We start from the raw sequence: 26866 nt of genomic DNA on the forward strand, positions 1-26866 counted from the left end.
CGCCCGCGGCGGCACCTTCCAGCGCTCCGGACCGTTAGGGGTACAGGGGCGTACGTCCCTCGCATACGATGGCCGGTGCGGCGGCGACCGTATCGCCGTGTCCGCGCACTGACCGTGCCAGGTTCGACCGGCAAGGAGCCACCCTAAAGTGTCCGTCTTCGGCAAGCTCATGCGCGCAGGTGAAGGGAAGATCCTGCGCAGGCTGGACCGCATCGCGCGGCAGGTGAATTCCATCGAAGAGGACTTCGTGGACCTGTCCGATGCCGAGCTCCGGGCCCTCACGGATGAGTACAAGGAGCGGTACGCGGAGGGCGAAAGCCTCGACGACCTGATGCCGGAGGCCTTCGCGACCGTGCGGGAGGCCGCCAAGCGCGTGCTCGGTGAGCGTCACTACGACGTCCAGATCATGGGCGGTGCGGCGCTGCACCTCGGTTACGTCGCGGAGATGAAGACCGGTGAGGGCAAGACCCTGGTCGGCACGCTGCCCGCGTATCTCAACGCCGTCTCGGGCGAGGGCGTCCACATCATCACGGTGAACGACTATCTCGCCCAGCGCGACTCGGAGTGGATGGGCCGCGTCCACCGCTTCCTCGGTCTCTCGGTCGGCTGCATCGTGGCGCACATGACGCCGGCGGAGCGTCGCGAGCAGTACAGCTGCGACATCACCTACGGCACCAACAACGAGTTCGGGTTCGACTACCTGCGCGACAACATGGCGTGGTCGAAGGACGAACTGGTCCAGCGCGGCCACAACTTTGCGATCGTCGACGAGGTCGACTCCATCCTCATCGACGAGGCGCGCACGCCGCTGATCATCTCGGGCCCCGCCGACCAGGCGACGAAGTGGTACAGCGACTTCGCCAAGCTCGTGAAGCGCCTGGAGAAGGGCGAGGCCGGCGATCCCCGCACGCAGAAGCCCGAGACCGGCGACTACGAGGTCGAGGAGAAGAAGCGCACGGTCGGCATCCACGAGCAGGGCGTCGTCAAGGTCGAGGACTGGCTCGGGATCGACAACCTCTACGAGTCGGTCAACACGCCGCTCGTCGGCTACCTGAACAACGCCATCAAGGCCAAGGAGCTCTACCACAAGGACAAGGACTACGTCGTCATGGACGGCGAGGTCATGATCGTGGACGAGCACACCGGCCGTATCCTCGCCGGCCGCCGCTACAACGAGGGCATGCACCAGGCGATCGAGGCCAAGGAAGGCGTCGAGATCAAGGACGAGAACCAGACTCTCGCCACGATCACCCTGCAGAACTTCTTCCGTCTCTACGAAAAGCTCTCGGGCATGACCGGTACGGCCATGACGGAGGCCGCCGAGTTCCACCAGATCTACAAGCTGGGTGTCGTCCCGATCCCGACGCACCGCCCGCTCGCCCGCGCCGACCAGGCCGACCTGATCTACCGCACCGAGGTGTCCAAGTTCGACGCGGTCGTCGACGACATCGCGGACAAGTACGAGAAGGGCCAGCCGGTGCTGGTCGGCACGACCTCGGTCGAGAAGTCGGAATACCTCTCGGAGCAGCTGAACAAGCGCGGCGTACGCCACCAGGTGCTCAACGCGAAGAACCACGAGCGGGAGGCCGCGATCGTCTCCGAGGCCGGCCGCAAGGGCTCGGTCACGGTGGCCACGAACATGGCCGGCCGCGGCACCGACATCAAGCTCGGCGGCAACGCCGAGGGCATGGCGGAGAAGGAGCTTCGCGACCGCGGCCTGGACCCGGTCGAGAACGCCGAGGAGTGGGCGGCGTCCCTGCCGGCAGCTCTGGAGAAGTCGGAGCGCTCGGTCAAGGACGCGGTCGAGGAGGTCAAGGAGCTCGGCGGCCTCTACGTGCTGGGCACCGAGCGCCACGAGTCGCGCCGCATCGACAACCAGCTCCGCGGCCGCTCGGGCCGTCAGGGCGACCCGGGCGAGTCCCGCTTCTACCTGTCGCTGGGTGACGACCTGATGCGCCTGTTCAAGGCGCAGATGGTCGAGCGCGTAATGGCGATGGCGAACGTGCCGGACGACGTCCCCATCGAGAACAAGATGGTGACCAGGGCCATCGCCTCCGCCCAGTCCCAGGTCGAGCAGCAGAACTTCGAGATCCGCAAGAACGTCCTGAAGTACGACGAGGTGCTCAACCGGCAGCGCGAGGTCATCTACGGCGAGCGCCGCCGCGTCCTGGAGGGCGAGGACCTGCACGAGCAGGTGCGGCACTTCATGGACGACACGATCGAGGCGTACGTACAGGCCGAGACGGTCGAAGGCTTCGCCGAGGAGTGGGACCTGGACCGGCTGTGGAGCGCGTTCAAGCAGCTCTACCCGGTGCGCGTGACCGTCGAGGAGCTGGAAGAAGCAGCCGGCGAACGCGAGGGCATGACCGCCGAGTTCATCATCGAGTCCATCAAGGACGACGTCCACGAGCAGTACGACGCGCGTGAGGCGGAACTCGGCAGCGAGATCATGCGTGAGCTGGAGCGGCGCGTGGTCCTCTCGGTGCTCGACCGCAAGTGGCGTGAGCACCTCTACGAGATGGACTATCTCCAGGAGGGCATCGGCCTGCGCGCCATGGCGCAGAAGGACCCGCTGGTCGAGTACCAGCGCGAGGGCTTCGACATGTTCCAGGCCATGATGGACGGGATCAAGGAGGAGTCCGTCGGCTACCTGTTCAACCTGGAGGTCCAGGTCGAGCAGCAGGTCGAAGAGGTCCCCGTCGAGGAAAAGCTGCCCGACGAGAAGGCTTCGCTGGAGAAGGAGCCGCAGGACGTGGTCGCCGCGGGTGCGGCGATGGGCGGCGCTCCCGCCATCCGGGCCAAGGGCCTGGACGCCCCGCAGCGTCCGGACAGGCTCCACTACTCCGCGCCGACCGCGGAAGGCGGCGTCGAGGAGGGCGAGTTGGAGACCGGCAACGGCGGCCCCATCCGCTCCGAGGCCGACGGCCTGACCCGGGCGGAGCGCCGCAAGGCTCAGAAGGGCAAGCGGAAGAAGAAGTGAACCGCTGCCGCTGACGGCACACATTTGCAGGACTGCGCCCCGCCGGACCTTCCGGCGGGGCGCAGCGCTGTCCGCGTCCGGCGGAGCGGGGCGGTGCCCGGGGCCGGAACCGGCGGAGCGCGGCGCGCAGGAGTCAGGGCCGGTCCGACGGCGACTGGCCGTCCAGCTCGACCGCCGCGCAGCGCCAGCGCCGGTCTGGGCAGAGCTCCAGGCGGAAGGCCATGGCCCGCTGCCGGTTGCCCGTAACGATCCGCGCGAACGCCTCGATCACACCGTCGCTGGGACGGGTGCCACGTGCGTCCAGCACGGCCGGACTCGTACGGTCCGCTCCGCGCGGGCGCAGCGGAGCGCGCGAGGCGAGGCCGGAGAGCTCTTCGTAGGCGGAGCTGCGGATGTGTCCCAGAAGCGAGTGGACGGGGCGCTGGCCGCTGAGCACGAGCACCAGGCGGCTGGCGAACCAGAACGGCGGCTGCCGCTCCCGTTCCCTCGCGGCTGCGGCCCTCAGTGCGGAGGCCGAGGGGGAGGCGGAGGGGCGGGGCGTGACGGGCCCTGGACGCCGGATCTCAGGACGGCGCGAGTCCCGGCGTCCCGGCGGGGCCTTGCGTGCGGTGGTCCGGCGGCTCCGGGGCGAGGCGGCCGCGGGTGGTGTGGGCATGGCGTCCATGAGTCCCCCGACAAGTGACGAGAAGTGGTTGAGCGGTCATGAGAAGCAGCGGCGTACGGCCATGGGAGGCCGCCGGGCGCCGGTGTCTACCGAGCGGTAGCTTCGCTCAACGTTGTATCTGCGTGACCGTGCGGTCGCAATGCGTGACGAACTGTGCGGCGGACCGCCCTCGCGATTCACCTATCAGGACGTCAGCCGGAACAAGATTGACGTCTGAGCCCTCTCACCTGCGGCTTTGCACGAAGTCCGGGCGGCGGGCCGGTGGTGCGGGGCCCGTATCCTGGCGTGGCACACCCTCCGGCGATACACGAAAGCGGCAGCCCATGCGTGTCTACGTGCCCCTGACCTTCCCCGCGCTGCGCGACGCCCACCGGGCCGGCGAGCTGGCGCCGGAGCGCGGCGGTACGGTCGCGTACGCGGTCACGCCTGGCCTGCGCGAGTGGTATCTCTCCGACGACAGCGAGGAGTTGGAGTACGCGGCGCTCAACCGTGCCGCCCAGGCGTCGCTCAGGCTGCTGGCCGGGAAGCCGGAGGTTCCCCGCCGCCGCGTGGTCGTCGCCCTTGACGTGGCCGACGGCGTGGTCTCCTTCGACCCCGACCACGGTCTGGCCCGTGAATCCCTCGGGGAGGTGCGCATCGAGGGCCCGGTACCGCTGTCGAAGGCGGCGGCCGTGCACGTGGACTCCGACGAGGCCGAGGCGGACGTGACCGCGGCGGCCGATGCGCTCGGCGCTGCCGACATGGGCGACGACGACGCCCGGTTCACGGTGGACGGAGCCGAGGACCACGAGCTGCTCTGGTACGCCACGCAGGAGATCCCGCACCTGGCCGACTGACGGTGCGCCGCGCGGGCACCGGGTCCGGCACCGGCTGAAGTCCCGCGAGTGGCGGTACCGGGCGACGGGTCAGGACGGCCGAATCCGGTATCGCGTTGTCAGACCACCGACGTACCGTCGTAAGCATGGGTCTTGGTAAGAAGCACAGACGGTCCGCTCACATCGTCTGGGACTGGAACGGCACGCTGCTGCACGACATCGACGCCGTCATCGCCGCGACGAACGCAGCCTTCGCCGAGCTCGGGCACCCTTCCATCACCCTGGAGCGCTACCGCGAGCTGTACTGCGTCCCCGTCCCGCGGTTCTACGAGCGGCTGATGGGGCGCCTGCCCAGCGCCGAGGAGTGGGAGGTGATGGACGAGGCCTTCCACCGGCACTACTGGCGGCAGGCGCAGCACGCGGGCCTGGCCGACGGTGCACCCGAACTGCTCGCGGGTCTTGCGGAAGCCGGGCACACGCAGTCGCTGTGCTCGCTGGCTCCGCACGACCGGCTCGTCCCGCTCCTGCGTACGCACGGGATCGACGGGCACTTCGTACGCATCGACGGCGCGAGGGGGCCCACGGGAGGCGGCAAGGCCGAGCAGATGGCGCGCCATCTGCTGTCCCTGCACGGGGTACGGGCGGAGCGCACGGTTGTCATCGGGGACGCTGTCGACGATGCGATGGCCGCGGCGCACGTGGGCGCCCGTGCCGTGCTCTACACGGGCGGTTCGCACAGCCGGAGGAGTCTGGAGACGGCCGGCGTGCCCGTGGTGGACACCTTGGCCGAGGCCGTCGAGGCGGCCGAAAAGATAACCGCATAGGCGAATTCCGGATCGCCGGTGCCAACGGGGGCCGCCGGCAAGGCAGTCCGGGCGGTCGGGGCCGCAACGGACCGGGAGAAATCCAGGAGTCGGGCGGTGAGGAAACGGTGCAGGAAGGACAGCCGTACGGCCACGTCACGCGGGGTGGGCGGCCGACGTTGCTGTCCACACCGTCCAAGAGCAACCCTTGATTTTGTACACATAAGGTCTATGACGGCCCCCGGCACGGTGGCTGTAGCCTACGGGCGTGATCAGCGCGATATCTCCCGGGGGCTCCACGGCCCCCGCCCGGTGCCCGTTGCGCGACAGCGCCAAGGGCCGCCGCTGGTCGTACTCCACGGCACGCGTCGAGCCCCGGGCCACCGCCCGCGTTCCGATGCCGTGTCCGGACAAGCCCCCGCCATTTCACGTCACGCAACGGCGCGCGACAGGAGCCACAGGACATGCAGACCAAGCTGGACGAAGCAAAGGCCGAGCGGCTGGCAGAAGCCGCCCGGGTAGCTGAAGAGAGCCCGGCCGGGGGACAGCACCCGGCGAGGGGTCTCGAGAACGGAGCGCTCAGGGCGTTCCTCCAGCGCTACTACCTGCACACCGCTCCCGAGGACCTCACGGACCGCGACCCGGTCGACATCCTCGGTGCGGCGTTCTCGCACTACCGTCTCGCGCAGGAGCGGCCGCAGGGCACGGCCAACGTCCGCGTGCACACCCCTTCGGTGGACGAGAACGGCTGGACCTGCACGCACACGGTCATCGAGGTCGTCACGGACGACATGCCCTTCCTCGTGGACTCGGTCACGAACGAGCTGTCACGGCAGAACCGTGGCATCCACGTCGTGATCCACCCCCAGATGATCGTGCGCCGCGACGTCGCCGGGAAGCTGCTCGAGGTGATGGACGCCGGGCGGGACAAGCTCGCTCACGCCCCGGTGCGGGAGTTGCCGCACGACGCCCTCACTGAGTCCTGGATCCACGTCGAGATCGACCGTGAGACCGAGCGTGACGACCTCAAGCAGATCACGGACGATCTGCTGCGCGTCCTCTCCGACGTGCGTGAATCCGTCGAGGACTGGGGCAAGATGCGCGGTGCCGCGCTCGGCATCGCCGACGAGCTGGACGGCCGGCCCATCGCCACGGACGTGCCGTCCCAGGACGTCGAGGAGGCGCGGGAGCTCCTGCGCTGGCTCGCCGACGACCACTTCACGTTCCTGGGCTTCCGCGAGTACGAGCTGACGCAGGAAGTCCCGGACGGCAACGGGGAGTTGACGCTCACGCCGGTCCCGGGCACGGGCCTCGGCATCCTGCGGTCCGACCCGCAGCAGACCTCGGCCGAGGACGGGCACCCCGTCTCGCCGTCCTTCAGCCGTCTGCCCGCGGATGCCCGCGCCAAGGCCCGCGAGCACCGACTGCTGGTGCTGACGAAGGCCAACAGCCGCGCCACCGTGCACCGTTCCTCGTACCTCGACTACGTGGGCGTGAAGAAGTTCGACTCCGAGGGCAACGTCGTCGGGGAGCGGCGCTTCCTCGGCCTCTTCTCCTCCGCCGCGTACACCGAATCGGTGCGCCGTGTGCCTGTGATCCGCCGCAAGGTCGCGGAGGTGCTCAGCTCCGCGGGATTCGCTCCGGACAGCCACGCAGGGCGCGACCTGCTGCAGATCCTGGAGACCTACCCGCGCGACGAGCTGTTCCAGATCCCCGTCGACCAGCTGCGCTCGATCGCCACGTCGGTGCTCTATCTGCAGGAGCGTCGCCAGCTGCGGCTGTACCTGCGCAAGGACGAGTACGGGCGGTACTACTCGGCGCTGGTCTATCTGCCGCGCGACCGCTACACGACGACGGTCCGGCTGCGGCTGACGGAGATCCTCACCGACGAACTGGGCGGCACCAACGTCGACTTCAGCGTCTGGAACACCGAATCGGTGCTGACCCGGCTCCACTTCGTGGTCCGCCTCAAGCCCGGTTCGCGGCTGCCCGAGCTCACCGACGGCGAGGTCGACCGGATCGAGAGCCGTCTGGTGGAGGCCGCGCGCTCCTGGGCCGACGGATACGCGGAGGCGCTCACTGCCGAGTTCGGCGAGGAACAGGCCGCGGAGCTGGGCCACCTGTACAGCGCGAACTCCTTCCCCGAGGGGTACAAGGCCGACTTCCCCCCGCGTGCCGCCGTCGCCGACCTCCAGCATCTGAACAAGCTCGCCCGAGGAGAGGGCACCGCCGACTTCTCACTCAGCCTGTACGAGCCGGTCGGTGCGGGCCCGGGCGAGCGCAGATTCAAGATCTTCCGCATCGGTGAGCCCGTTTCCCTCTCGGCCGTCCTCCCGGCCTTGCAGGCGATGGGCGTCGAGGTCGTCGACGAGCGTCCGTACGAGCTGCGCTGCAGCGACAAGAGCAGGGCGTGGATCTACGACTTCGGTCTGCGCATGCCCGTCTCCCACGCGCACGGCCTCGGCGAGGACGCCCGCGAGCGCTTCCAGGACGCCTTCACCGCCGTATGGACGGGCCGCGCGGAGAACGACGGGCTCAACTCGCTGGTGCTCTCCGCCGGTCTGACCTGGCGCCAGGCGATGGTGCTGCGTGCGTACGCGAAGTATCTGCGGCAGGCCGGCGCCACCTTCAGCCCGACGTACATGGAGGACACCCTCCGGCACAACGTGCACACGACGCGGCTGCTGGTGAACCTCTTCGAAGCCCGTCTCGACCCCAGCCGCTCGCGCGCCGGGCACGAGCTGACGGACGGGCTGATGGAGGAGCTGGACGGCGCGCTGGACCAGGTCGCGAGCCTCGACGAGGACCGGATCCTGCGTTCCTTTCTCACCGTCATCAGGGCCACGCTGCGCACCAACTACTTCCAGAGCACCGGCGCGGGCAGCAGGGCCGGAGGAGCGAAGGACCCGTCGGCCGGGCCGCACGAGTACCTGTCCGTCAAGCTCGACCCGCAGGCCATCCCCGATCTCCCGGCGCCGCGGCCCGAGTACGAGATCTGGGTGTACTCGCCGCGAGTCGAGGGCGTGCATCTGCGCTTCGGCAAGGTCGCGCGCGGCGGTCTGCGCTGGTCGGACAGGCGGGAGGACTTCCGCACCGAGATCCTCGGCCTGGTCAAGGCGCAGGAGGTCAAGAACACGGTCATCGTGCCGGTCGGCGCCAAGGGCGGCTTCGTCTGCAAGCAGCTGCCGGACCCGGCGGAGGACCGCGACGCGTGGCTGGCCGAGGGCATCGGCTGCTACAAGACCTTCATCTCGGGTCTGCTCGACATCACGGACAACCTCGTCGCCGGTGATGTCGTCCATCCGGAGGACGTGGTCCGACACGACGAGGACGACACGTACCTCGTCGTCGCCGCCGACAAGGGCACCGCGACGTTCTCCGACATCGCCAACGAGGTCGCGGAGGCCTACGGATTCTGGCTCGGTGACGCCTTCGCCTCCGGCGGTTCCGCCGGGTACGACCACAAGGGCATGGGCATCACCGCCCGCGGCGCCTGGGAGTCCGTCAAGCGGCACTTCCGCGAGCTGGGCCACGACACCCAGACGCAGGACTTCACGGTGGTGGGCGTCGGCGACATGTCGGGCGACGTGTTCGGGAACGGCATGCTGCTGTCCGAGCACATCAGGCTCGTCGCGGCCTTCGACCACCGGCACATCTTCCTCGACCCCGAGCCCGACGCGGCCACCTCGTACGCCGAGCGCCGCCGGCTCTACGACCTGCCGCGCTCCTCCTGGGAGGACTACGACACCTCGCTGATCTCCGCGGGTGGCGGCGTCTATCCGCGCACCGCGAAGTCGGTGCCCGTCACTCCGCAGGTGCGGGCGGCCCTCGGCATCGAGGCGAAAGCCGGAAAGGTCACCCCCGCCGAGCTGATGCGGGCGATCCTCGCCGCGCCGGTCGATCTGCTGTGGAACGGCGGCATCGGTACGTACGTCAAGGCGTCGACGGAGTCCAACGCGGACGCCGGCGACAAGGCCAACGACGCCATCCGCATCGACGGCGAGGACCTGCGGGTGAAGGTCGTCGGCGAGGGCGGCAACCTCGGCCTGACGCAGCTGGGCCGCATCGAGTTCGCCCTGAACGGCGGCCGCGTCAACACCGACGCCATCGACAACAGCGCGGGCGTGGACACCTCCGACCACGAGGTGAACATCAAGATCCTGCTCAACGCGGTCGTGGCGAACGGCGACATGACCGTCAAGCAGCGCAACAGCCTGCTGTCGGAGATGACCGACGAGGTGGGTGAGCTCGTCCTGCGCAACAACTACGCGCAGAACACCGCGCTGGCCAACTCGATCGAGGTCGCACCGGGTCTGCTCCAGGCCCACCACCGGCACATGCGCCGGCTGGCCAAGGAGGGCAGGCTCGACAGGGAGCTGGAGTTCCTGCCCAGCGACAAGCAGATCCGTGACCGGCTCGCGGCCGGACAGGGCCTGACGCAGCCGGAGTTGGCGGTGCTGCTCGCGTACACCAAGATCTCGCTGTCGGACGACCTGATCAGCACTCAGCTCCCCGACGACCCGTATCTCCAGCAGCTGGGTCACGCCTACTTCCCGCGCCAGCTGCGCGAGCGGTTCCCCGAGGAGATCATCGGCCACGCGCTGCGCCGCGAGATCGTCACGACGCTGCTGGTCAACGACACGGTCAACACCGGCGGTTCGAGCTTCGCGCACCGCATGAAGGAGGAGACGGGCGCGTCGACGGAGGAGGTCGTGCGCGCGCACACAGCCGCCCGCGCCATCTTCCGGCTCGGTGAGATCTGGGACGAGGCGGAGGCGCTCGACAATGTCGTCGCGGCCGACGTGCTCACCAGCATCAGGCTCCAGTCGCGCCGCCTCGTCGAGCGGGGCACGCGCTGGCTGCTGAACAACCGCCCGCAGCCGCTGCAACTCGCCGAGACCATCGAGCTGTTCAGCGACCGGGTCGCGGAGGTGTGGGACGAGCTGCCCAAGCTCCTCAAGGGCGACGACCGCGTCTGGCACCAGGCCATCCTGGACAGGCTCGACGAGGCCGGTGTTCCGTCCGAACTGGCGATGCGGGTGGCCGGGTTCTCCGCGGCCTTCTCCGGACTGGACGTGGTGGCCGTCGCCGACCGCACGGGCGTGCAACTGCTCGACGTCGCCGCCGTCTACTACGACTTGGCGGACCGGCTCGGCATCACGCAGCTCCAGGAGCGGGTCAGCGAACTGCCGCGCGCCGACAGGTGGCAGTCCATGGCCCGTGCGGCGATCCGCGAAGACCTGTACGCGGCACACCAGTTGATCTCCGCGGACGTGCTCTCGGAGGGCGACGGCACGGCGACGCCCGAGCAGCGGTACGAGAAGTGGGAGGCGAAGAACGCGACGATCCTCTCGCGTGCCCGCGCCACCCTCGACGAGATCCAGGCGTCGGAGACCTTCGACCTGGCCAACCTCTCGGTCGCGATGCGGACGATGCGCACGCTGCTGCGCAGCAACCGGTGAACGACCCGAAGAGCTGAGAGCGGCCCTGCCGGGAGAAGTCCCGGCAGCGCCCGGCGGTCCCCGTGCGGTCACCCGTACGGGGACCGCCGTGTGTGAGCCCGACCCTGGGTCCGTGGCCCCGGCACGCCACGGGGCACGCGTTCGGGCGTACCCAGGGCGCACGGTCCGCGCCGCCGGTCTTCACTGGAGAGGACCGCAGGGGAGGCCCATGCGCACCGAGTCGAACGCCGCTTCCGCTTCAGGGCCCGGATCAGTCCCGGCCCCGGATTCACCGGATTCCGGGCCGGCGGACGCCCCCTCGCCGCTTGCCGCTCCCGGGCCCATGCCGGCTCCGGCAGGCCGCCGGATCCCGCCGCACCTGGTGGGCGCGGCCGTCGGGCTGGCCCTGCTGGCGGCCGGATATCTGCTTCAGCTGCTGGGCGTGCTGCTCGCGGACACCGCGCTCGTCGTCTCCGGTGCCGTGCTCGGCATCGTCACCGAGTCGTGGGTGCTCGGCCGCAGGCCGGCCCTGGCCCGGAGCCTCGGCCGGGCCCAGCTGTACCACCCCGTACGGCAGCTGCTCCGGGACGGGCTCCTCCTCGGCGGACTGGCACGGCTCGATGCGCTGCGCCCCGTCCACTACGCGGCCTGGCTGCTGATCGCGGTGCTCGGCTGCTGGGCGGCACACTTCATGTGCCAGGGCGTGGCCGCACGCGTACGACGGTCGCGCAGGCTGCCCGTGGTCACCCGCAACATCGACGTCTCCGCGTTGCGCATCGGCCCCACACCGCCGGCGCTCTTCGGGCGGAACGGCGCGGCGCGGCTGCTGGCGTGCAGCGCACTCATCACGGCCGGGGCCACGGCCACCGCCGTGACGGGCAGCGCACGCTGGGGCGCCCTGGTGGCGCTGCTGTGCTGGGCGGTTCTGCTGACCGGCGTCGTGCACCTGGCCTGCAGGCTGCTGCCGGGGAGGCGTCCGGCCGGTGAGGACGAAGTGCTGGCCTGGCTCGACGGCTGGCTGACGGCGTACCGGCCCACGGTCGGGATGTACTTCTCCGGCGGCACATCCTCCGCGTACCAGGCGAACATGTGGCTGCCGATGCTCGCCCGGCTGGAGGGACGTCCGCTGATCGTGCTGCGCGAGCGCTTCATGGTGCGGCGCATCGACGCGACAGACATCCCCATCCTGTGCATCCCGAAGGTCGCCCATCTGATGCGCCTGGAACAGTCCGGCCTGCCCGTCCTGCTCCACCCGGCGAACTCCGGCAAGACCTCGCACGTGCTGCGCATCCCCACGATCAAGCACGCGTTCATCAACCACGGCGAGAGCGACAAGCTCTCCTCCTGCAATCCCTACGCCAAGGCCTACGACGAGGTCTGGGTCGCCGGCCCCGCGGCCCGCGAGCGCTACCGCCTCGCCGGGATCGGCGTACGCGACGAGGACGTGGTGGAGGTGGGCCGCCCGCAGCTGGAGCCCGTCCGCCCGTACGCGGGGCCGCCCGCCACAGGGGAACCCGTCACCGTGCTGTACGCCCCGACCTGGGAGGGCTGGACCGACGATCCGGGCAACACGTCGCTGCCGCTGGCGGGCGAGCGGATCGTTTCCGCGCTGCTCGCGGACGAGCGGGTCCGGCTGCTCTACAAGCCGCACCCGATGACCGGTTCGGTCGATCCGGCCGTGAGGGACGTGGATCTGCGCATCCGCGAGCAGATCGCCGACGCCAACGCCTCCCGGCGCGCGCAGGCCCCGAGCGGGGAACGCGCGGAGCGAGTGGCGGAGCTGGAGCGGCGTGAGGCAGAACTGGCCGCACTCGACGGCCAGGGGTCCGGGCGCGGCTGGGACGAGGCGGAGCGCATGCTGCGGCAGCACCCGGGGGCATGGCCGTCGGCCGCGACGGTCCTCGACGCCGTGGAGGCGTGGGAGGAGTGCTACTGGCGGGCCTGCGACCCGGCGGAGCATCAGGTGCTCACGGGGCCGCGACCGGGCATCCACTCGTGCTTCAACCAGGCCGACCTGCTCGTCTCCGACGTCTCCAGCGTGGTGTCGGACTATCTGAGCAGCGAGAAGCCGTATGCCGTCGTGAACACCACGGGGCTGACGGAGGAGGAGTTCCGCGCCGGCTTCCCGACCGTACGTGCGGCCACGATCCTGACGCCGGAGGCCGAGGGGATCCCCGCTCTGCTGGAGTCGGTCCGCGAACCGGCAACCGACGCGCTGCGGCCGGCTCGCACTGAGCTCAAGGCGTATCTGCTGGGCCCGGACGAGCCGCCCTCAGCCGTCCGTTTCGGAAGGGCAGTGGACGCGCTGCGTGCCGAGGCTGAGGCCCACCGGGCGCGCGGCGCCGAGCTGGCGGGGCACGACGTGCCGATCGAGCCGGGCGAGCAGACCGTGTCGGCAGAGGCAGCCGGCGAGGCGAGCTCGTCGGACCCGCCGGGCCGGCGTGGGCGTGCAGGTCAGCTGCTGGCCGAAGGGCTGGGCGAAGCGTTCGGTGACGACTCGCTCTGACCCTTGCTCCCCGGCGCCGCGGCGCGCTTCGGCGCGGGCTCCAGCGGCTTCTCCAGCGGCAGCGGCTGCAGCGCCACCACCAGGTCGTTGACCAGGGAGAAGTAGAACCAGATCCCTGTCTCCGTCTCGCCGAGCCGGACGCGGGGCACCAGGTCGGTCTTCTTGCGGTCGGAGAGGTCGCCGAGCAGCCGCCCGAAGCGCACGCGCGGCGCGCCGTCCTCCGTACCGGCCCGCAGCCACAGGTCCCACACGCCCTTCAGCTCCCCGGAGTCGAGAGCCGCCGGCAGCTCGTACGGAAGCTCGAACGAGGCCGAGGGCACGAGCCCGGGGGTGAGCTGGAAGGGAAGCTCGAAGTCCGGCTCCGTCTTCGCGCGGGAGACGGCCACGATGCAGCTGCCGTCCTCGTCCGCCGCCTGCGCGGCGAGCCCGTACAACTCGGCGCGCACGGTGCAGGCGTCCTCGCCGAGCTCCACGGAGGTGACCTCGGCGTGGCCGCGCCGGTGCCAGGCCCGTACGGCGAGATAGCCGTCGAGCGTGGTGTAGGGCACGCGGGGCGTGAGCACGCCGTCGCTGTCGACGGGTGCGGGCATCGACAGAAGCCGGGCCGTCTCGACGAGTTCGGACTGGATCCGCTTGCGCTTGCCGTCCACGAGCCGCTCGACGTAGGTGTCCCAGCGGTCCTCCGTCAGCGGGTGCGCGATGCGTTCGAGCCGTACCTCGACCCAGCCGTCGACGGCTTCGGCGCGCGGCGGGATCGGGATGCGGTGCGGTGTTCCGCTGTCGCGCCGCGAGCGTACGAGCAGGACGGACGGTGTCTTCGGCAGCCGCTTGGCGAGCAGGCGGATCACGAGCGAACCGTCGGTGGCGACGCGTGTGCGGGCGATGGGCCGGCGCAGCTTGGCGGCCGGACGGTTCGCGTCGCGGCGGCGCCGCCAGGCCCGTACGGCAGGACGCAGCACGGGTCCGGCGACCCGCAGGGCGAATCGGCGGAAGGGACGGGACGGTGGCGCGGTCGGATGGACCGGGCTCGGGCTCTTCTTCGCCGCGGGTGCCGGCGAGAGAGGGGAGGACGGGGCGGAGGCCGCGGGAGCGGACGCTGTCACGGGCGCGGGTGCCGTACCCGGCGGCGGACCTTGTACGGGAGTCTCCTCCGCGACGGGTGCGATCGCGGGCCCGGACCCGGTGGACGCCGGTGTGGGTGCCGGGGCCTCCGTCTCCGCAGCGGTTGCTGCTGCGGCACCCGCTGCGGCTCCGGCAGCGGCTCCGGACCGGTGTGCGTGCTCCGTCCCCGCCCGGATCCGCTCCGGCTGTGCGCCCCTGCTCCTGCGCTGTTCCAGCAGTTTCTCGATCAGCTGCTCGTACTCGCCGGCGATGCGCTCCGGTGAGTAGCGGGCGGCCTTCTCCAGCGCTGCCTGGCTCATCCGGTACCGCAGCTCGGGGTTCTCGATCAGCTGCAACAACGCGTCGGCGAACGCGCGGACGCTGTCCTTCTCCGTCGGGCCGAGCGGTGCGAGCAGCCCGTCCTGCCCGTTGTCGATGATCTCTCCGGGGCCGTAGGGGCAGTCCGTGCTGACGACCGGGACCCCGCAGTGCATCGCCTCGACGAGAGTCATCCCGAAGGACTCGGCGTCCGAGGACACGGCCGCGATGGCGCCCTTGGCCCACTCGGCCTCGATGGGGGCGTGCGGTCCCATGAGGAAGGCACGGTCGTAGAGGCCGAGGCTGTCGATCCTCGCGCGCAGCGCGGCCTGTTGCCGGCCCCGTCCGTACAGCCGCAGCCGCCAGTCCGGGTGCTTCTCGGCGACGAGGGCGAACGCCTTGAGAAGGCGGTCGTAGCGCTTCACCTTGATCAGCCGCCCGGCGGCGACGATCAGCTTGCTCTCGCCGTCGGACGGCTCGACGTCCACGGCCGGTACGGCGTTGGGGATGCAGGTGATGAGGGCGTCGCCCTCGGCGGTCTCGGTGCCGCTGCCGGTGATGGCGGCGCGGTAGTTCGCGGCGTCGGCGTAGGAGACGGTGACGAAGGCGTCGAGGAGCGGGATCGCGGCGTCCTGGTGCGAGCGGACGTGTTCGCTGTGCATGGCGTGGGTGAGATGTTCCTGGCCGATGCGCAGGTAGCGGTCGCTTCCGTAGGCCGCGAGATAGTCGTTGATCTTGGGGCGGGTGGCGATGACGACGTCGGCGTCGGTGTTGCGCAGGAACTCCTCGACGCGTACGTCGCCCAGGTGCGTGGCGACCCCGCGCTCCAGATGGTCGGCGCCCTCGGTGAAGCGGTGGCTGGGCTCGCGGAAGCGGGGGTCGTCGCCCTCGTAGCCGCGTTCGGTGCGGCGCAGTTCCAGCAGGTGGGTCATGGTGACCCGGGGGTCGAAGGAGAGAGCGGTCTCACGGACCGTACGGCGGAGGCTGACGACTTCGACCGAGTGACGATCGGCAAGTGCTCGGGAAAGGTTCACCGTCGAGCGGATCGTTCCCCCGATTCCGTAGGCGTTGTCCAGCAGAAAAGAGATTTTCATCTGGCCCGTTCCTCACAGCTACCGCTCGAAAATGGCATTCGAAATGCCCCATATCTGCAGTATTGTCCATATGTGATGTGAAAATAGCCAGCAGGGTCGAAGTCGACGTGTTCAGGCGGGCGATGCCTGCGGACGCTGTCCGGCGGGACCGGCCCCCAACACCGGCTGAACCATCGGTGGACGAGGGACGTCGGTCGGCGGAAGCCCTGTTCGCAGGGGCCTCCAGGGCGTGCATGCGGGGGTGGCGGGCTCGTATACAGGGCGGTGGGTGCTGCGGAACCTGCAAATTCTCCGGTCCGGGGCGCCTTCGTTCCGCCGTTCCGCCGCACGAGGAGAAGCGCTCGCCATGACCTCCACCTCCACGCCCCGCGCAGGGGCCACGGACGCACACGACACAGCAGCGGGGGACGGGCAGGAAAAGCTGCCGCAGCCTCGTTCCTTCCGCGAAGTCCGCGGCTGGTTCTACAACACCGACATCGTCCTGTTCGACTGGTTGCTCTCGCGGCAGGACAGGCTCGAACAGCGCGGCGATCTGCTGGAGATGGGTGCCTATCTCGGCAAGAGCGCCATCATGCTGCAGTCGTACCTCGCGCCCGGTGAGACGTTCACCGTGTGCGACCTGTTCGGCTCCGCGGCACCCAGCGCCAGCAACGAGCGCGAGATGCGCGGTTCGTACTCGACCCTGACGCGGCGGGGATTCGAGAGCAACTTCCTCTCCTTCCACGACGAACTGCCGCGCGTGCTGCACGCGCCCACCTCCGTCGTTCCCGCTGAGGTCGAGGCGGGCAGCTGCCGGTTCGTCCACGTGGACGCGTCCCACCTCTACGAGCACGTGCGCCCCGACATAGCCGCCGCCCGCACCACGCTCAGGCCCGACGGCTTGGTCGTCCTGGACGACTACCGCTCCTCGCACACCCCCGGGGTGGCGTGTGCGACGTGGCAGGCCGTGCTGGAGGACGGACTGCGCCCGGTGTGTGTCAGCGCCCAGAAGTTCTACGGCACTTGGGGCGACCCCGCCCCCGTGCAGGACGAACTGCACGCGGCGCTGCGTGAGCGCGGCGACTGCTGGCTGCAGTGGCAGGACGTCGCGGGTCACCGGCTGCTGCTGGTGGGCGCGGACAAGGCGGAGATCCCGCAGCTGCCGCGCTCCCGGCATGCGAAATCCCGGGCCGGGGCCCGGGATTCCGAGGGTGACGGTGCGCGGGGCGGCAGGGGCGCGGCGCTGTCCGCGCTGTCCCGCCGCACCGCCCGCGAGGTGCTGCCCCCGGTGATATCCCGTCACCTGTCCCGAGTGCTGCGCGGCGCCCGGGACAGGTGACGGGAGGGGCGGCCCCCGCGTCGTCCGCTGTGCTGTTGTGCTGTCCGGCTCCGATGCCGAAGTAAGGCAGTACCGCCCCTACTTCACGGCGCCGGCCATCATGCCCGAGACGAACTGACGCTGGAACGCGAAGAAGACGATCAGCGGGATGACCATCGACACGAAGGCGCCCGGCGCCAGCACGTCGATGTTGTTGCCGAACTGGCGGACCTGCTGCTGGAGAGCCACCGTGATCGGCGGATTTCCGGAGTCGGCGAAGATCAGAGCGACCAGCATGTCGTTCCACACCCACAGGAACTGGAAGATGCCCAGCGAGGCGATGGCGGGACCGCCCAGAGGCATGACCACGCGGGTGAAGAGCCGGACCTCTCCGGCGCCGTCGAGACGGGCCGCCTCCAGCAGTTCGCGCGGGATCTCACCGAAGAAGTTCCGGAGAAGGAAGATCGCGAACGGCAGACCGAAGGCTGTGTGGAAGATGACCACACCCACCGTGGTCTCGAAGAGCCCCAGGGCGTTGAACAGCTTGGCGATCGGAATCAGAGCCACCTGCACCGGGACCACGAGCAGTCCCACGACCAGCAGGAAGAACCAGTCGCGGCCGGGGAAGTCCAGCCAGGCGAAGGCGTATCCGGCGAGTGCGCCGATGACGACGACGGTCACCGTGGACGGGATCGTGATCATCATCGTGGTGAAGAGCGAGCCCGTGACCACGTCGTTGGCGAGCAGGGCGTCGTAGTTCGCCGTCGAGAACTGACCGGCGTCCAGCACCCAGGGGAAGCTGGAGTTGAGGTCGAAGATCTCCCACCAGCCGGAGAGGGAGATGTTCTCCGGGCTGCGCAGCGACGAACTCAGCAGACCCGCCGTGGGCATCAGCCACAGGAGCGCGATGATGACCAGGCCCAGCCGCACCGCCCAGTGGCCGGTCAGGGTGACCAGCCGGGAGGCGACGGAGGTCTTCTTCTGCTGGCCCTTGGGCACCGAAGGCTTCGGGGAGTCGACGGCGGGTTCGGGTTGGGCCGCACTGACCGCGGTCATCGGCGTGACTCCCTTCGCAGGCGGCGGATGTTGACGACCATCACCGGTACCACGAGGAGCAGCAGGATGACGGCGATGGCACTGCCCACACCCTGGTTCGACTTCGTGCCGAATGACGAGAGATACAGCTCGAGAGCGAGGACGTTGGCGTCCTTCTGGCTCGCGCTCGGGGCGATGACGTAGACGAGGTCGAAGATCTTCATCACGTTGATCATCAACGTGACGATGACGACACCGAGGACCGGAGCCAGTACCGGCACGGTGATCTTGCGGAAGACCTGCCACTCGTTCGCGCCGTCGACCCTCGCGGCCTCCAGCAACTCACGTGGCACGCCCGCGAGTCCGGCCGCGATCAGGACCATGGCGAAGCCCGCCCACATCCACACGTAGGAACCGATGATGGAGGGGGTCACCAGGGTCGAACCGAGCCAGTCGACGCCGTTGTACGGAGCGGCGAAGTTCGAGGCGGGCAGGCGGAGTTTGGCGCCGTCGGCCGCCGAAGGCAGCGAGAACGTGCCGTCGGCCGCGGTCTCGGCCTTGCCGACGACCTTGCCGCCCTTGACCGCCTCGACCTTGATGCCCTTGAGCGCCTTCTCCTTCCCGTCGATGACGTCCGGCTTGCCGGCGCCACCGGGGGCGAAGTCGAGCCAGACGGTGCCGCTGACACCGCCGGACTTGGCGGGCGGTGCCGACTTGGCGCCGGCCGCACCGGCCACGTCCTTCGGCGGCACGCCGACCAGCGCGAGGTTGGCCGGATCGGCCGCGGACACCGACGACTTGGTGGTGAAGGCGCCGCCGCCGGACTTGGCCAGCTCGGCGTTGGGCCGGGGACGGGCGCCGGGCCAGGCGGAGGACTCGGCGAAGGTGTCGTGCACTCCGACCCAGACGGCGTTGGCGACGCCCTTGTCCGGGTCCTGCTCGTACACGAGCTTGAAGATGATGCCCGAGGCGAGCATGGAGATCGCCATCGGCATGAAGATGATGAGCTTGAACGCCGTGCCCCACCGCACCCGTTCGGTCAGCACGGCGAAGATCAGACCGAGAGCCGTGCAGACGGACGGGACGACGATGATCCAGACGAGGTTGTTCTTGAGCGCCGTCAGGTTGTCTTCGTCGGTGAAGATCGTGGCGTAGTTGCCGAATCCGACGAAGCTCGATCCGGAGGCGTCGAAGGTGCTGCGGAAGACCGAGTACAGGATCGGGTAGACGACGAGTGCACCCAGCAGCACCAGCGCGGGCATCAGGAACGCGAAGGCGATCCCGGGCCTCGCGCGCATCACGGAGACCTTGGCAGGTGTCGGCTTCGGTCCTGAGGGTACGGCGGCGTTCCTGGCTGTTCCGGCCGGCGATTTCGTGCCGACTGCGGCGCCGGAGGAGTCACCTGCGCCTGGCGGTTCGTCCGTTGGCGGGGAGGGCGTTGGGGTGGGCATGACGGTGTTGTCCCTTGTCCGGGTCCTGGCGTTCCCAGGCTTGGAGGTGGCTGGAAGCGAGCGGTGTCGCCTGTGCCGGACCGGCCGCGAACGGCCGGTCCGGCACAGGCGGTTGTGTCGCTGCTCGTCAGTCCTTGAAGACCTTGGCCGCGGACGCCTCGAGGGCGCTCTGCGTGCCGGCGACGTCCTTCGGGTTCTTCAGGAAGTCCTGCAGGGCCTTCCACTCGCCCTCGCCCTTGGTGCCGCCGAAGGCGGCCGGGGCCTGGTCGGACATGTCGAAGCGGAAGTCGTCGCCCGCCGCGACCAGTGACTTGGCGATCTCCCGCTGAGCGGAGTTCGGGTACGCGGAGTTCGCCAGCTCCTTGTTGGGCGAGAGGAATCCGCCCTCCTGCGCCCAGACGGCGGCGGCCTCGGGCGAGGCGAGGAAGGTCATCAGGGCATTGCTGGCCTTGCCCTCCTTCAGCACCACAGCGGCGTCGCCACCCGTGATGACCGGGGCGTCACCGCCGACCGACGGGAACGGGTAGACCTTGGCGTCCTTGCCGATCTTCGCCTTGGTGTCCTTGGCGATGTTGATGCCGACGAAGTCACCCTCGAAGACGCTCGCCGCACTCGGGCTGTCGGTCGAGTCGAAGGCCTTCGAGACGGACGTGGGGAAGTCGGTCTGCAGCGCGCCCTTGTTGCCGCCGGCGAGCAGCTCCTTCTTCCCGAACAGCTCGGCGAGGGTGGTGAGCGCCTTCTTCACCGAGGGGTCGGTCCACTTGATCTTGTGCTCGGCGAGCTTGTCGTACTTCTCGGGGCCCGCCTGCGAGAGGTAGATGTTCTCGAACCAGTCCGTGAGCGGCCAGCCGTCGCCGCCGCCGACGGCGACCGGATCGACACCGGAGTCGGCGATGGTCTGGGAGTTCTTGATGAACTCGTCCCAGGTCTTCGCCTCGCCCACGCCCGCGTTCTTGTAGGCGGCGGTGTTGTACCAGATCAGGGACTTGCTGGCGGCCTTGAAGTACAAGCCGTACTGCTTGCCGTCGACGGCGCCGAGGTCCTGCCAGCCCTTGGAGAAGTTCTTCGCCATCTCGGCCTTGGTGCCCTCGTCGAGGGGCTTCAGCCAGCCCTTGTCAGCGAACTGCTTGAGCACGCCGACCTGCGGCAGCAGCGCGACGTTGGGCGGCGCACCGCCCTCGATCTTGGAGCCGAGGAAGGACTCGACGTTGTCGCCGGTGGGGGTGAACTTCACCTCGGCACCGGTCCGCTTCTCGAAGGCCTGAAGAACCTTCTCGAAGTTCTTCTGCTCGTCGCCCGTCCACACGGCGGCGACTTGAAGCTTCTGACCCTTGAGCTTGGGCAGCTTGACGGTCTCCTTGTCCGCCTGGGAGGCGCCACCGCCCTCCCCCTTGTCGTCGCTGCCGCCGCCACCGCAGGCGGCCGTGAGCGACAGAGCGGCGACGGCGCAGAGCGCTACCGCGCCACGTGCAGCCGACCTGGTGCCGGTCTTGCTGAAGATGCTGGTGTTGCTCCTGGTGCCTGATGCACCCGTCGCACGGACCGTTTTACGCATAGCTCCCGCCGTCCCATCGGAGGCGCGGCCCCGGATCCCGGTCGCCGCGTCGTGGTGGTCACAAGGCAGAGGGCTTCTGGTCCACGCCCTCAGTCCTGTGGGCAAAGTCCTACGCCTGAACGCGGAGAGCCCGCAATACGTTGTCAGCTTTCAAGAACCTCATCTTGACCACTCCGTGATGTGTTCGCAGCGGGTGTGCCCGATTCCTGTCGGTCCACCCCGAGAGACTGCGCCGCCCGGCCGACCGCGCTCGCGAGCAGAGCGAGGTCCGTCGGGCCGTTGCCCAGCTCCCTTACGGGGCGCCGCGTCGGCGGGTCTCCCGCGCGCGTCCAGTCCAGCGGGACGACCGTCGGACGCTGCGTCGCCGTGCGCGGGATACGGCCCGTGATACGGCCCGCCTGGAAGGCCGTTGCCGTGCCGCCGGCCTCGATGAGCAAGCCGCGGCCGGGGACCACGTCCTCGCCGCCCGTGCCTTCGCCGCCGCCCTGCCAGGTCAGCTCGGCGTGCAGCGTGGCCGCCTGGGCGACCGCTGTCGCCGCCGTACGGTCGGGCCGGCCGCTCGCCGCCACGACGTGCATCCCGAGGCGGGCTCCGTCCTTCGCCACGCCCTCCAGGGCGCGCATCACCGAACCCGCGGCCGGGCGTCCCGGGTTGCCGAGGGAGGGGTCGACGAGTGTGTCGAAGTCGTCGACAAGGATGACGATTCTGGGGAGAGAAACAGACTGTGCGTCCAAGTGTTGAACGATCGCGCCGGCATTGCTGGTCGTGGCGTCGGCCGGCTCGTCCGCGCAGCCGCCCGCCGCGGGGCCGGTCTGCGTGCGGAGTCGGAGCGTGCCCGGTTCGTCGTGCGGATCGCTCACGGGGCCCGGGTCGGCGGCGCCGGCGGGCTGCGCCCTGCGACGCTGCTGCGCGCCCAACCTGTGCCCCGAGCGGGCGACTTGGCGCGTGAACCCCTCGTACGTGCCCTCCGGGCCGAACAACTCCGCGCGCCGCTTGAGCTCTCCGCTGATCGACTGGGCGAACTCGCGCATGAGGCCCACGTCATTGGCCGACAGATGGTGCCGGGCGTGGGGCAGCTCCAGGCATGTGTGCAGACCGTCGGCTCCGCCGTCACCGTCGAGGAGGACGAGCCGGAGGCGGTCGGGCGGGCTGCCGACGGCCAAGGACGCGGCGAGCGAGCACAGCAGCTCGGTCTTGCCGGATCCCGGTCGCCCCGTGACGAGGGCGTGCCCATGTGTGAGACCCAGCTCCGCCTCCAGCGGACCGCGCGGCCCCGCGCCGAAGACCAGGGCGGCGCGGCCGGCCGGCGGGACCGTCTTCCCGCCCGCCGCGTCGCTCCCGCCCGGTTCGGCCCAGCGCGCGAGCAGCGCCGCGGGGGTGGCGCGGGCGAGGCCCAGTTCGTCGAGGAGCCGGGAGCTGCGGGGGAGCGTCACGACGGACCGTGCCGCCGAGCCCGTGCGGTCACTGGTGCCCTCGGACTCCCGCAGCGGAGCCACGGCCCGCGCGAAGCGTTCCGCCCAGGCGGCCGAGACGGCATCCAGGGTGCAGACGGTGCCGGGGGTGCCCGCCGCCGTCGTCGCGCCCGGGGCTTCCGGGACCCCCGGGGCCGCGCTGTCCCGGCGTACCACCCGCACCGCCGTCGCGACCGCGCCGCTGAGCAGGGCGAGCGCACCGCATTCACGGAACGCGGCAGATGTGGCGTACGCCGCCCGGACCGTCTCGGAGACGGGGGAGGAGGGCGTCGCGGCGGGTGTCTCCGCGAGGCAGAGCAGATGGATACCGGCCCGCGGGCCCTCGGAGGCGAGCCGCGCCACCGCGTCACGCAGGGAGGCCGACCCGGGATCGCCGTCGACGATGAGCAAGGTGTACGGACCGGAGCCGGAGCGGCCTTCGGTGTGCCCGGCCTGTTGGCGTGACTCGTCGAGCCGGTGGGTGAGTTCGGCTGTGCGCGCCGCCGCCTGGTCCCGGTCGTAGGCGGTCAGCAGGCGGCAGTTCTGCCCGTGCGCCGGACGCAGATGGGGCAGCCAGCCCAGCCAGGACCACTCCCGGATGCGGTCCTCGGCGTCACGCGAGCGGTCGGCCGAGATCAGCACCATCTCCAGGCTGCTCGGCCCGTGGAGGGCGGCGAGCTGCGCCAGCACCGAACGGGCCAGGCCCATCAGGCGCGGGCGCGGCCCCGCGAGGCCGAGGGCGCCCGCTTCACGCAGGCCGACGGTGACCGGTGCGCCGGGGCGGCCGTCGCCCCGCTGGGCCGTGCCGATCCGTACGGTCAGCGCCTCCGGATGACCGGGCTCGCGCTCCCAGAGCCGAGGACCGGGGCCGAGCGCGGTCAGCAGGATCGTGGCGGGGTCGGGGCGGCGCTCGTCCTCGGACGGTGCCTCGGCGGAGCCGTCACCGCCGGGTGCGGACGCCGCACCGGGACCCGTGGCGGAGCCCGGCGCACCCGTGAACGGAACCTCGCGCCCCTCGCCCTGCTGACCGCCCGCGAACCGCCGGGCCCACGCGCCCAGCCCCCTGGGGCGCGCACGCCCCGGCTCCGCACCGGAGGCGCCGGGCGTGAACTGCTCTGCGTAGCGGGTGTGTTGTGCGATGCCCGAGCCGTGCGTGGTGCTGCCGTCGGGCAGGGGGCCGCCCGGCGCGTATCCGTGGGCGGTTCCCGCTGAACCCTCCGCAAGGCCCTCTGCGGCTTGCTCACGGGCCCGCAGTGCGGAGGCACCCTCACGTTCGCCCCGCGGACCGGCCGGGCCCGTACCGGACGCCGTCAGGCGCAACTGCCCGTTCCCGTCCGGCTGCGTCGGGAGGGAGACGGGCAGGGGTGTGGCGCTCTTGCGGCCCTCAGCCACGCCGAAGTCCGGGGGGCCACCCGGCGGCGACGTCTCTACGCGCAGCGCCGACTCCCCGACGCGCAGCGTCGAACCGGGACGGAAGAGCACCGGTTGGCCGCCGACGGGCGCACCGTCCAGCGTCGTGCCGTTGGTGGAGCCCAGATCGGCGACCGTGACGGCACCGCCGTCGGAGACCGTCACCGCGCAGTGCAGCCGGGAGACGTCCGGGTCGTCCAGCGGAACGTCGGCCTCGGCCGAGCGGCCGAGGCTGACCTTTCCGCCCTGGAGGAGGTGTATGCCGCCTGCGTCCGGGCCCGAGATCACGTGCAGCCGGGCCCTGGCCGAGCCGTAGGCCGCGAGGGCCGGCATGGCCGCGGGGCCGTGCAGAGAGACCACGGCACCGTCGAGGAGCGGGGGTTCGCCCAGCATCTGACGGTGCGGATCGAGGCGCTCCGTGCCCGCGTACACCGCCGCAGCCGAATCCGCCGTCGGCTCCGCTGCGCCGCCCTGCCCCGGCACGGTGCCGCCGGGAGCCGAGCCGCCGATCGCGGCAGCGGCCGTGGAGACGAGACCGCCCGTCACGGCGGACAGCGGCGTCCCGGCCGGCGCGGTGACCAGCACGTCGCACGCTGCGGCCCCGCTCGGCGCACCCGCCGCGCCAGCCGCACCCGGGGCGCTCGCGCGCGGCCCGAGGGTGACAGTCAGCCGGATCTGCATCGGCCCTCCCGGTCCCGACCACGGTGTGCCGACCGCTCGTGCGGCGAGGCGGTCACCCTCGCCGGCTTCCGCGCCCGGCGCACTTGTCCCACACGGCACAGCACCCGCGAACGCGCCGTCCGCGGAAGGGTCCGTTCCACCCCGCGGAGCGACGCGCTTGCGCACAGTGCTGTCGATGCCGCGAGCATCTTCGCACCCGCCACCGACAACGCGTCCCGCTCGCGGCGGTCAATGATCTTGATTTTGCGCCGTGGTGCGCAAGAGGGCCTGCCCGGACACTCCGCGGGGAGACGATCCGTGCCCCGCGTACGGCGCGGTCCGGGGGCCCCGCACGGGGCCGTCGCCGCCCTGACCCGCCGGCCGCCCGGGGTGCGCAACCGTCCTCGCCGTGCGGCGCGTCTTTGCCGGAAGTCGCCCATCCGTTCGTACTCGGCGTCAACCGGTCGCGAGACGGCACTATTGTGGGCGGGATTGCAGTACGACACCAGGGAGCGCATGACGTGCGGCCTGTAGGCAGCAAGTACCTGCTCGAGGAACCGCTGGGCCGCGGCGCCACCGGGACCGTGTGGCGGGCGAGGCAGCGGGAGACAGCGGGCGCGGAAGCGGCCGTCGCCGGTCAGCCGGGCGAAACGGTTGCGATCAAGGTCCTCAAGGAGGAGCTGGCCAACGACCCTGATGTGGTCATGCGCTTCCTGCGGGAGCGCTCCGTCCTGCTCCGGCTCACCCATCACAACATCGTCCGCACGCGCGACCTCGTCGTGGAGGGAGACCTCCTCGCCCTGGTGATGGACCTGATCGACGGGCCCGACCTCCACCGCTACCTGCGCGAGAACGGCCCGTTCGCGCCGGTGGCCGCCGCGCTGGTGACGGCCCAGGTCGCCGACGCGCTAGCCGCGAGCCACTCCGACGGTGTCGTGCACCGGGATCTCAAGCCGGCCAACGTACTTCTGGCCAACGGCCCAGAGGGCATGCGCCCCATGCTCACGGACTTCGGCATCGCGCGGCTCGCCGATTCGCCGGGGCTCACACGCACTCAGGAGTTCGTCGGCACGCCCTCGTACGTGGCGCCCGAGGCGGCCCAGGGCCAGCCCCAGACCTCCGCAGTCGACATCTACGGCGCGGGCATCCTGCTGTACGAGCTGGCGAGCGGTCAGCCGCCCTTCGCCGGAGGCTCGGCGCTCGAGGTGATCCACCGTCACCTGGGCGAGGAGCCGGCGCGCCCGCCGAGCATGCCCGACCCGCTGTGGACGGTGGTGGAGCGCTGCCTGCGCAAGCGCCCGGAGGAGCGGCCCAGCGCCGTGAGCCTGGCGAACGCGCTCCGCACGGTCGCGTCCGGCATCGGCGCCGGGGCCACGCCCGAGCAGGCGGCGGCCGCGATGGGTGTCGCCGGGCTGCTCGCACCCGACCCGGCTCCGGCTTCGGTGCCCGAGACCGGCACGGGCCAGGGCGGCGCTGCCGCTGCCGCCGGTGGTGCGGTCGCCGGAGCGGCGGCCGGTGCCGCCGCGGGCGCGGTCGCGGGGAGCGCGGACCCCACGCAGGTGATGCCGAACTCCCCGGCCGCGCAGGCGCAGGCCCAGGGAGCCGGCGGTGGTCAGTACGACCCGAACGCCGCCACCAGCTACATGCCGCAGTCCGCCGGTCAGGGTTCGGGCGGTCAGGGCGGTCAGGGCGGTCAGGGCGGCCAGGGCCCGAACGCGGACCCGACGCAGGTCATGCCGCCCGTGCCCGGGGCACCGCCCCCGCCCGCGCAGTCTCCCGACGTCGGAGGGCCCGACGGTCCGCACCCCTGGGAGAGCCAGATGCGTGCGGCCCGGGACCGCAACGAGCAGACGCAGGTCCAGCCGCTCGACCCGAGCATGGATCCGCTGCGTCGCCGTCCCCACCGCCAGGCGCCGCCGCAGCAGCCGCCCCCCGGCCGCCGTCAGCCCCCGCCGCCGGAGTACTACGGCCAGCAGCAGCGGCGTCCCGCGCAGCCGCCTCCGCGGCGTTACGAACCGGAGCCCCCGCCGCGACGGGAGCCCCGGCCCCCGCGCGAGCCGCGGCAGCGCAGCGCGAACCCGATGCGCATTCCCGGACTCGGCTGCCTCAAGGGCTGCCTGTTCATGATCGTGCTGTTGGTCGTGGCGGCCGTGCTGGTGTGGAATCTCACTCCGCTTCCCGAGTGGTGGGAACAGGGCAAGAGTTTCTGGGAGTCGGTCCAGAACACCGTCGACAAGATCGGGAATCTGATCGACAGTGCTCCCCAATAGCGCATTCCAGTACGC

The 26866-nt window shown here is 70.7% G+C and carries 13 protein-coding genes; 7 read left to right on the forward strand and 6 right to left on the reverse strand.

Annotation, left to right across the window (positions count from 1 at the left end; translation table 11 throughout):
* Positions 1-148 precede the first annotated feature (148 nt).
* Positions 149-2980: a preprotein translocase subunit SecA gene (gene secA, locus G4Z16_RS21680; RefSeq protein WP_197352364.1), complete on the forward strand. Its 2832-nt coding sequence runs from the start codon at positions 149-151 to the stop codon at positions 2978-2980.
* A 133-nt stretch (positions 2981-3113) separates the two neighbouring features.
* Here the strand turns inward: secA and G4Z16_RS21685 are convergent, their stop codons facing one another.
* On the reverse strand, positions 3114-3635 hold the full coding sequence (locus G4Z16_RS21685; RefSeq protein ID WP_246530983.1) for an Rv3235 family protein: 522 nt from the start codon (positions 3633-3635) through the stop codon (positions 3114-3116).
* 332 nt (positions 3636-3967) lie between these two features.
* Here G4Z16_RS21685 and G4Z16_RS21690 point away from each other — a divergent pair, with 332 nt between their 5' ends.
* From G4Z16_RS21690 to G4Z16_RS21705, 4 genes are all read left to right on the forward strand, one after another.
* Positions 3968-4480, forward strand: coding sequence for a DUF6912 family protein (locus G4Z16_RS21690; RefSeq protein ID WP_197352365.1), 513 nt, complete (start codon positions 3968-3970; stop codon positions 4478-4480).
* Between the two features lie 125 nt (positions 4481-4605).
* Positions 4606-5283: an HAD family hydrolase gene (locus tag G4Z16_RS21695; RefSeq protein WP_197352366.1), complete on the forward strand. Its 678-nt coding sequence runs from the start codon at positions 4606-4608 to the stop codon at positions 5281-5283.
* A 443-nt stretch (positions 5284-5726) separates the two neighbouring features.
* Positions 5727-10724, forward strand: a complete 4998-nt coding sequence (locus G4Z16_RS21700) for an NAD-glutamate dehydrogenase (RefSeq protein ID WP_197352367.1) — start codon at positions 5727-5729, stop codon at positions 10722-10724.
* Between the two features lie 322 nt (positions 10725-11046).
* Positions 11047-13209 (forward strand): hypothetical protein, encoded by a 2163-nt coding sequence (locus G4Z16_RS21705; RefSeq protein WP_197352368.1) that lies wholly within the window; start codon positions 11047-11049, stop codon positions 13207-13209.
* Here G4Z16_RS21705 and G4Z16_RS21710 read toward each other — a convergent pair.
* Positions 13158-15722, reverse strand: coding sequence for a glycosyltransferase family 4 protein (locus tag G4Z16_RS21710; protein ID WP_197352369.1), 2565 nt, complete (start codon positions 15720-15722; stop codon positions 13158-13160). The genes G4Z16_RS21705 and G4Z16_RS21710 overlap by 52 nt on opposite strands.
* A 346-nt stretch (positions 15723-16068) precedes the next feature.
* Between G4Z16_RS21710 and G4Z16_RS21715 the strand changes: the two genes are divergently transcribed.
* Positions 16069-17040, forward strand: coding sequence for a class I SAM-dependent methyltransferase (locus G4Z16_RS21715; protein WP_197352370.1), 972 nt, complete (start codon positions 16069-16071; stop codon positions 17038-17040).
* 78 nt (positions 17041-17118) lie between these two features.
* On the opposite strand, the gene G4Z16_RS21720 is transcribed toward G4Z16_RS21715, so the two are convergent.
* The 4 genes from G4Z16_RS21720 to G4Z16_RS21735 form a co-directional block, all read right to left on the reverse strand.
* Positions 17119-18075: a carbohydrate ABC transporter permease gene (locus tag G4Z16_RS21720; RefSeq protein WP_197352371.1), complete on the reverse strand. Its 957-nt coding sequence runs from the start codon at positions 18073-18075 to the stop codon at positions 17119-17121.
* A complete protein-coding gene (locus G4Z16_RS21725; protein WP_197352372.1) occupies positions 18072-19352 on the reverse strand; it encodes a carbohydrate ABC transporter permease in 1281 nt (426 codons plus the stop codon). The genes G4Z16_RS21720 and G4Z16_RS21725 overlap by 4 nt, the downstream gene beginning before the upstream one ends.
* A gap of 280 nt (positions 19353-19632) precedes the next feature.
* Positions 19633-21060, reverse strand: a complete 1428-nt coding sequence (locus tag G4Z16_RS21730; protein ID WP_197352373.1) for an ABC transporter substrate-binding protein — start codon at positions 21058-21060, stop codon at positions 19633-19635.
* Positions 21061-21203: 143 nt separating this feature from the next.
* Positions 21204-24602, reverse strand: a complete 3399-nt coding sequence (locus G4Z16_RS21735) for an FtsK/SpoIIIE domain-containing protein (RefSeq protein WP_197352374.1) — start codon at positions 24600-24602, stop codon at positions 21204-21206.
* 500 nt (positions 24603-25102) lie between these two features.
* On the opposite strand from G4Z16_RS21735, the gene G4Z16_RS21740 reads away from it, so the two are divergent.
* Positions 25103-26851 (forward strand): serine/threonine-protein kinase, encoded by a 1749-nt coding sequence (locus G4Z16_RS21740; protein ID WP_197352375.1) that lies wholly within the window; start codon positions 25103-25105, stop codon positions 26849-26851.
* Positions 26852-26866: the final 15 nt, after the last annotated feature.

It is taken from the genome of Streptomyces bathyalis, assembly GCF_015910445.1.
GTDB lineage: Bacteria > Actinomycetota > Actinomycetes > Streptomycetales > Streptomycetaceae > Streptomyces > Streptomyces bathyalis.

Bases quoted from the DNA above. Each gene is read 5' to 3' on its own strand.
- G4Z16_RS21685 (WP_246530983.1), bottom strand. From the start codon at position 3,635: ATGCCCACACCACCCGCGGCCGCCTCGCCCCGGAGCCGCCGGACCACC.
- G4Z16_RS21690 (WP_197352365.1), top strand. From the start codon at position 3,968: ATGCGTGTCTACGTGCCCCTGACCTTCCCCGCGCTGCGCGACGCCCAC.
- G4Z16_RS21695 (WP_197352366.1), top strand. From the start codon at position 4,606: ATGGGTCTTGGTAAGAAGCACAGACGGTCCGCTCACATCGTCTGGGAC.
- G4Z16_RS21700 (WP_197352367.1), top strand. From the start codon at position 5,727: ATGCAGACCAAGCTGGACGAAGCAAAGGCCGAGCGGCTGGCAGAAGCC.
- G4Z16_RS21705 (WP_197352368.1), top strand. From the start codon at position 11,047: ATGCCGGCTCCGGCAGGCCGCCGGATCCCGCCGCACCTGGTGGGCGCG.
- G4Z16_RS21710 (WP_197352369.1), bottom strand. From the start codon at position 15,722: ATGAAAATCTCTTTTCTGCTGGACAACGCCTACGGAATCGGGGGAACG.
- G4Z16_RS21715 (WP_197352370.1), top strand. From the start codon at position 16,069: ATGACCTCCACCTCCACGCCCCGCGCAGGGGCCACGGACGCACACGAC.
- G4Z16_RS21720 (WP_197352371.1), bottom strand. From the start codon at position 18,075: ATGACCGCGGTCAGTGCGGCCCAACCCGAACCCGCCGTCGACTCCCCG.
- G4Z16_RS21725 (WP_197352372.1), bottom strand. From the start codon at position 19,352: ATGCGCGCGAGGCCCGGGATCGCCTTCGCGTTCCTGATGCCCGCGCTG.
- G4Z16_RS21730 (WP_197352373.1), bottom strand. From the start codon at position 21,060: ATGCGTAAAACGGTCCGTGCGACGGGTGCATCAGGCACCAGGAGCAAC.
- G4Z16_RS21735 (WP_197352374.1), bottom strand. From the start codon at position 24,602: ATGCAGATCCGGCTGACTGTCACCCTCGGGCCGCGCGCGAGCGCCCCG.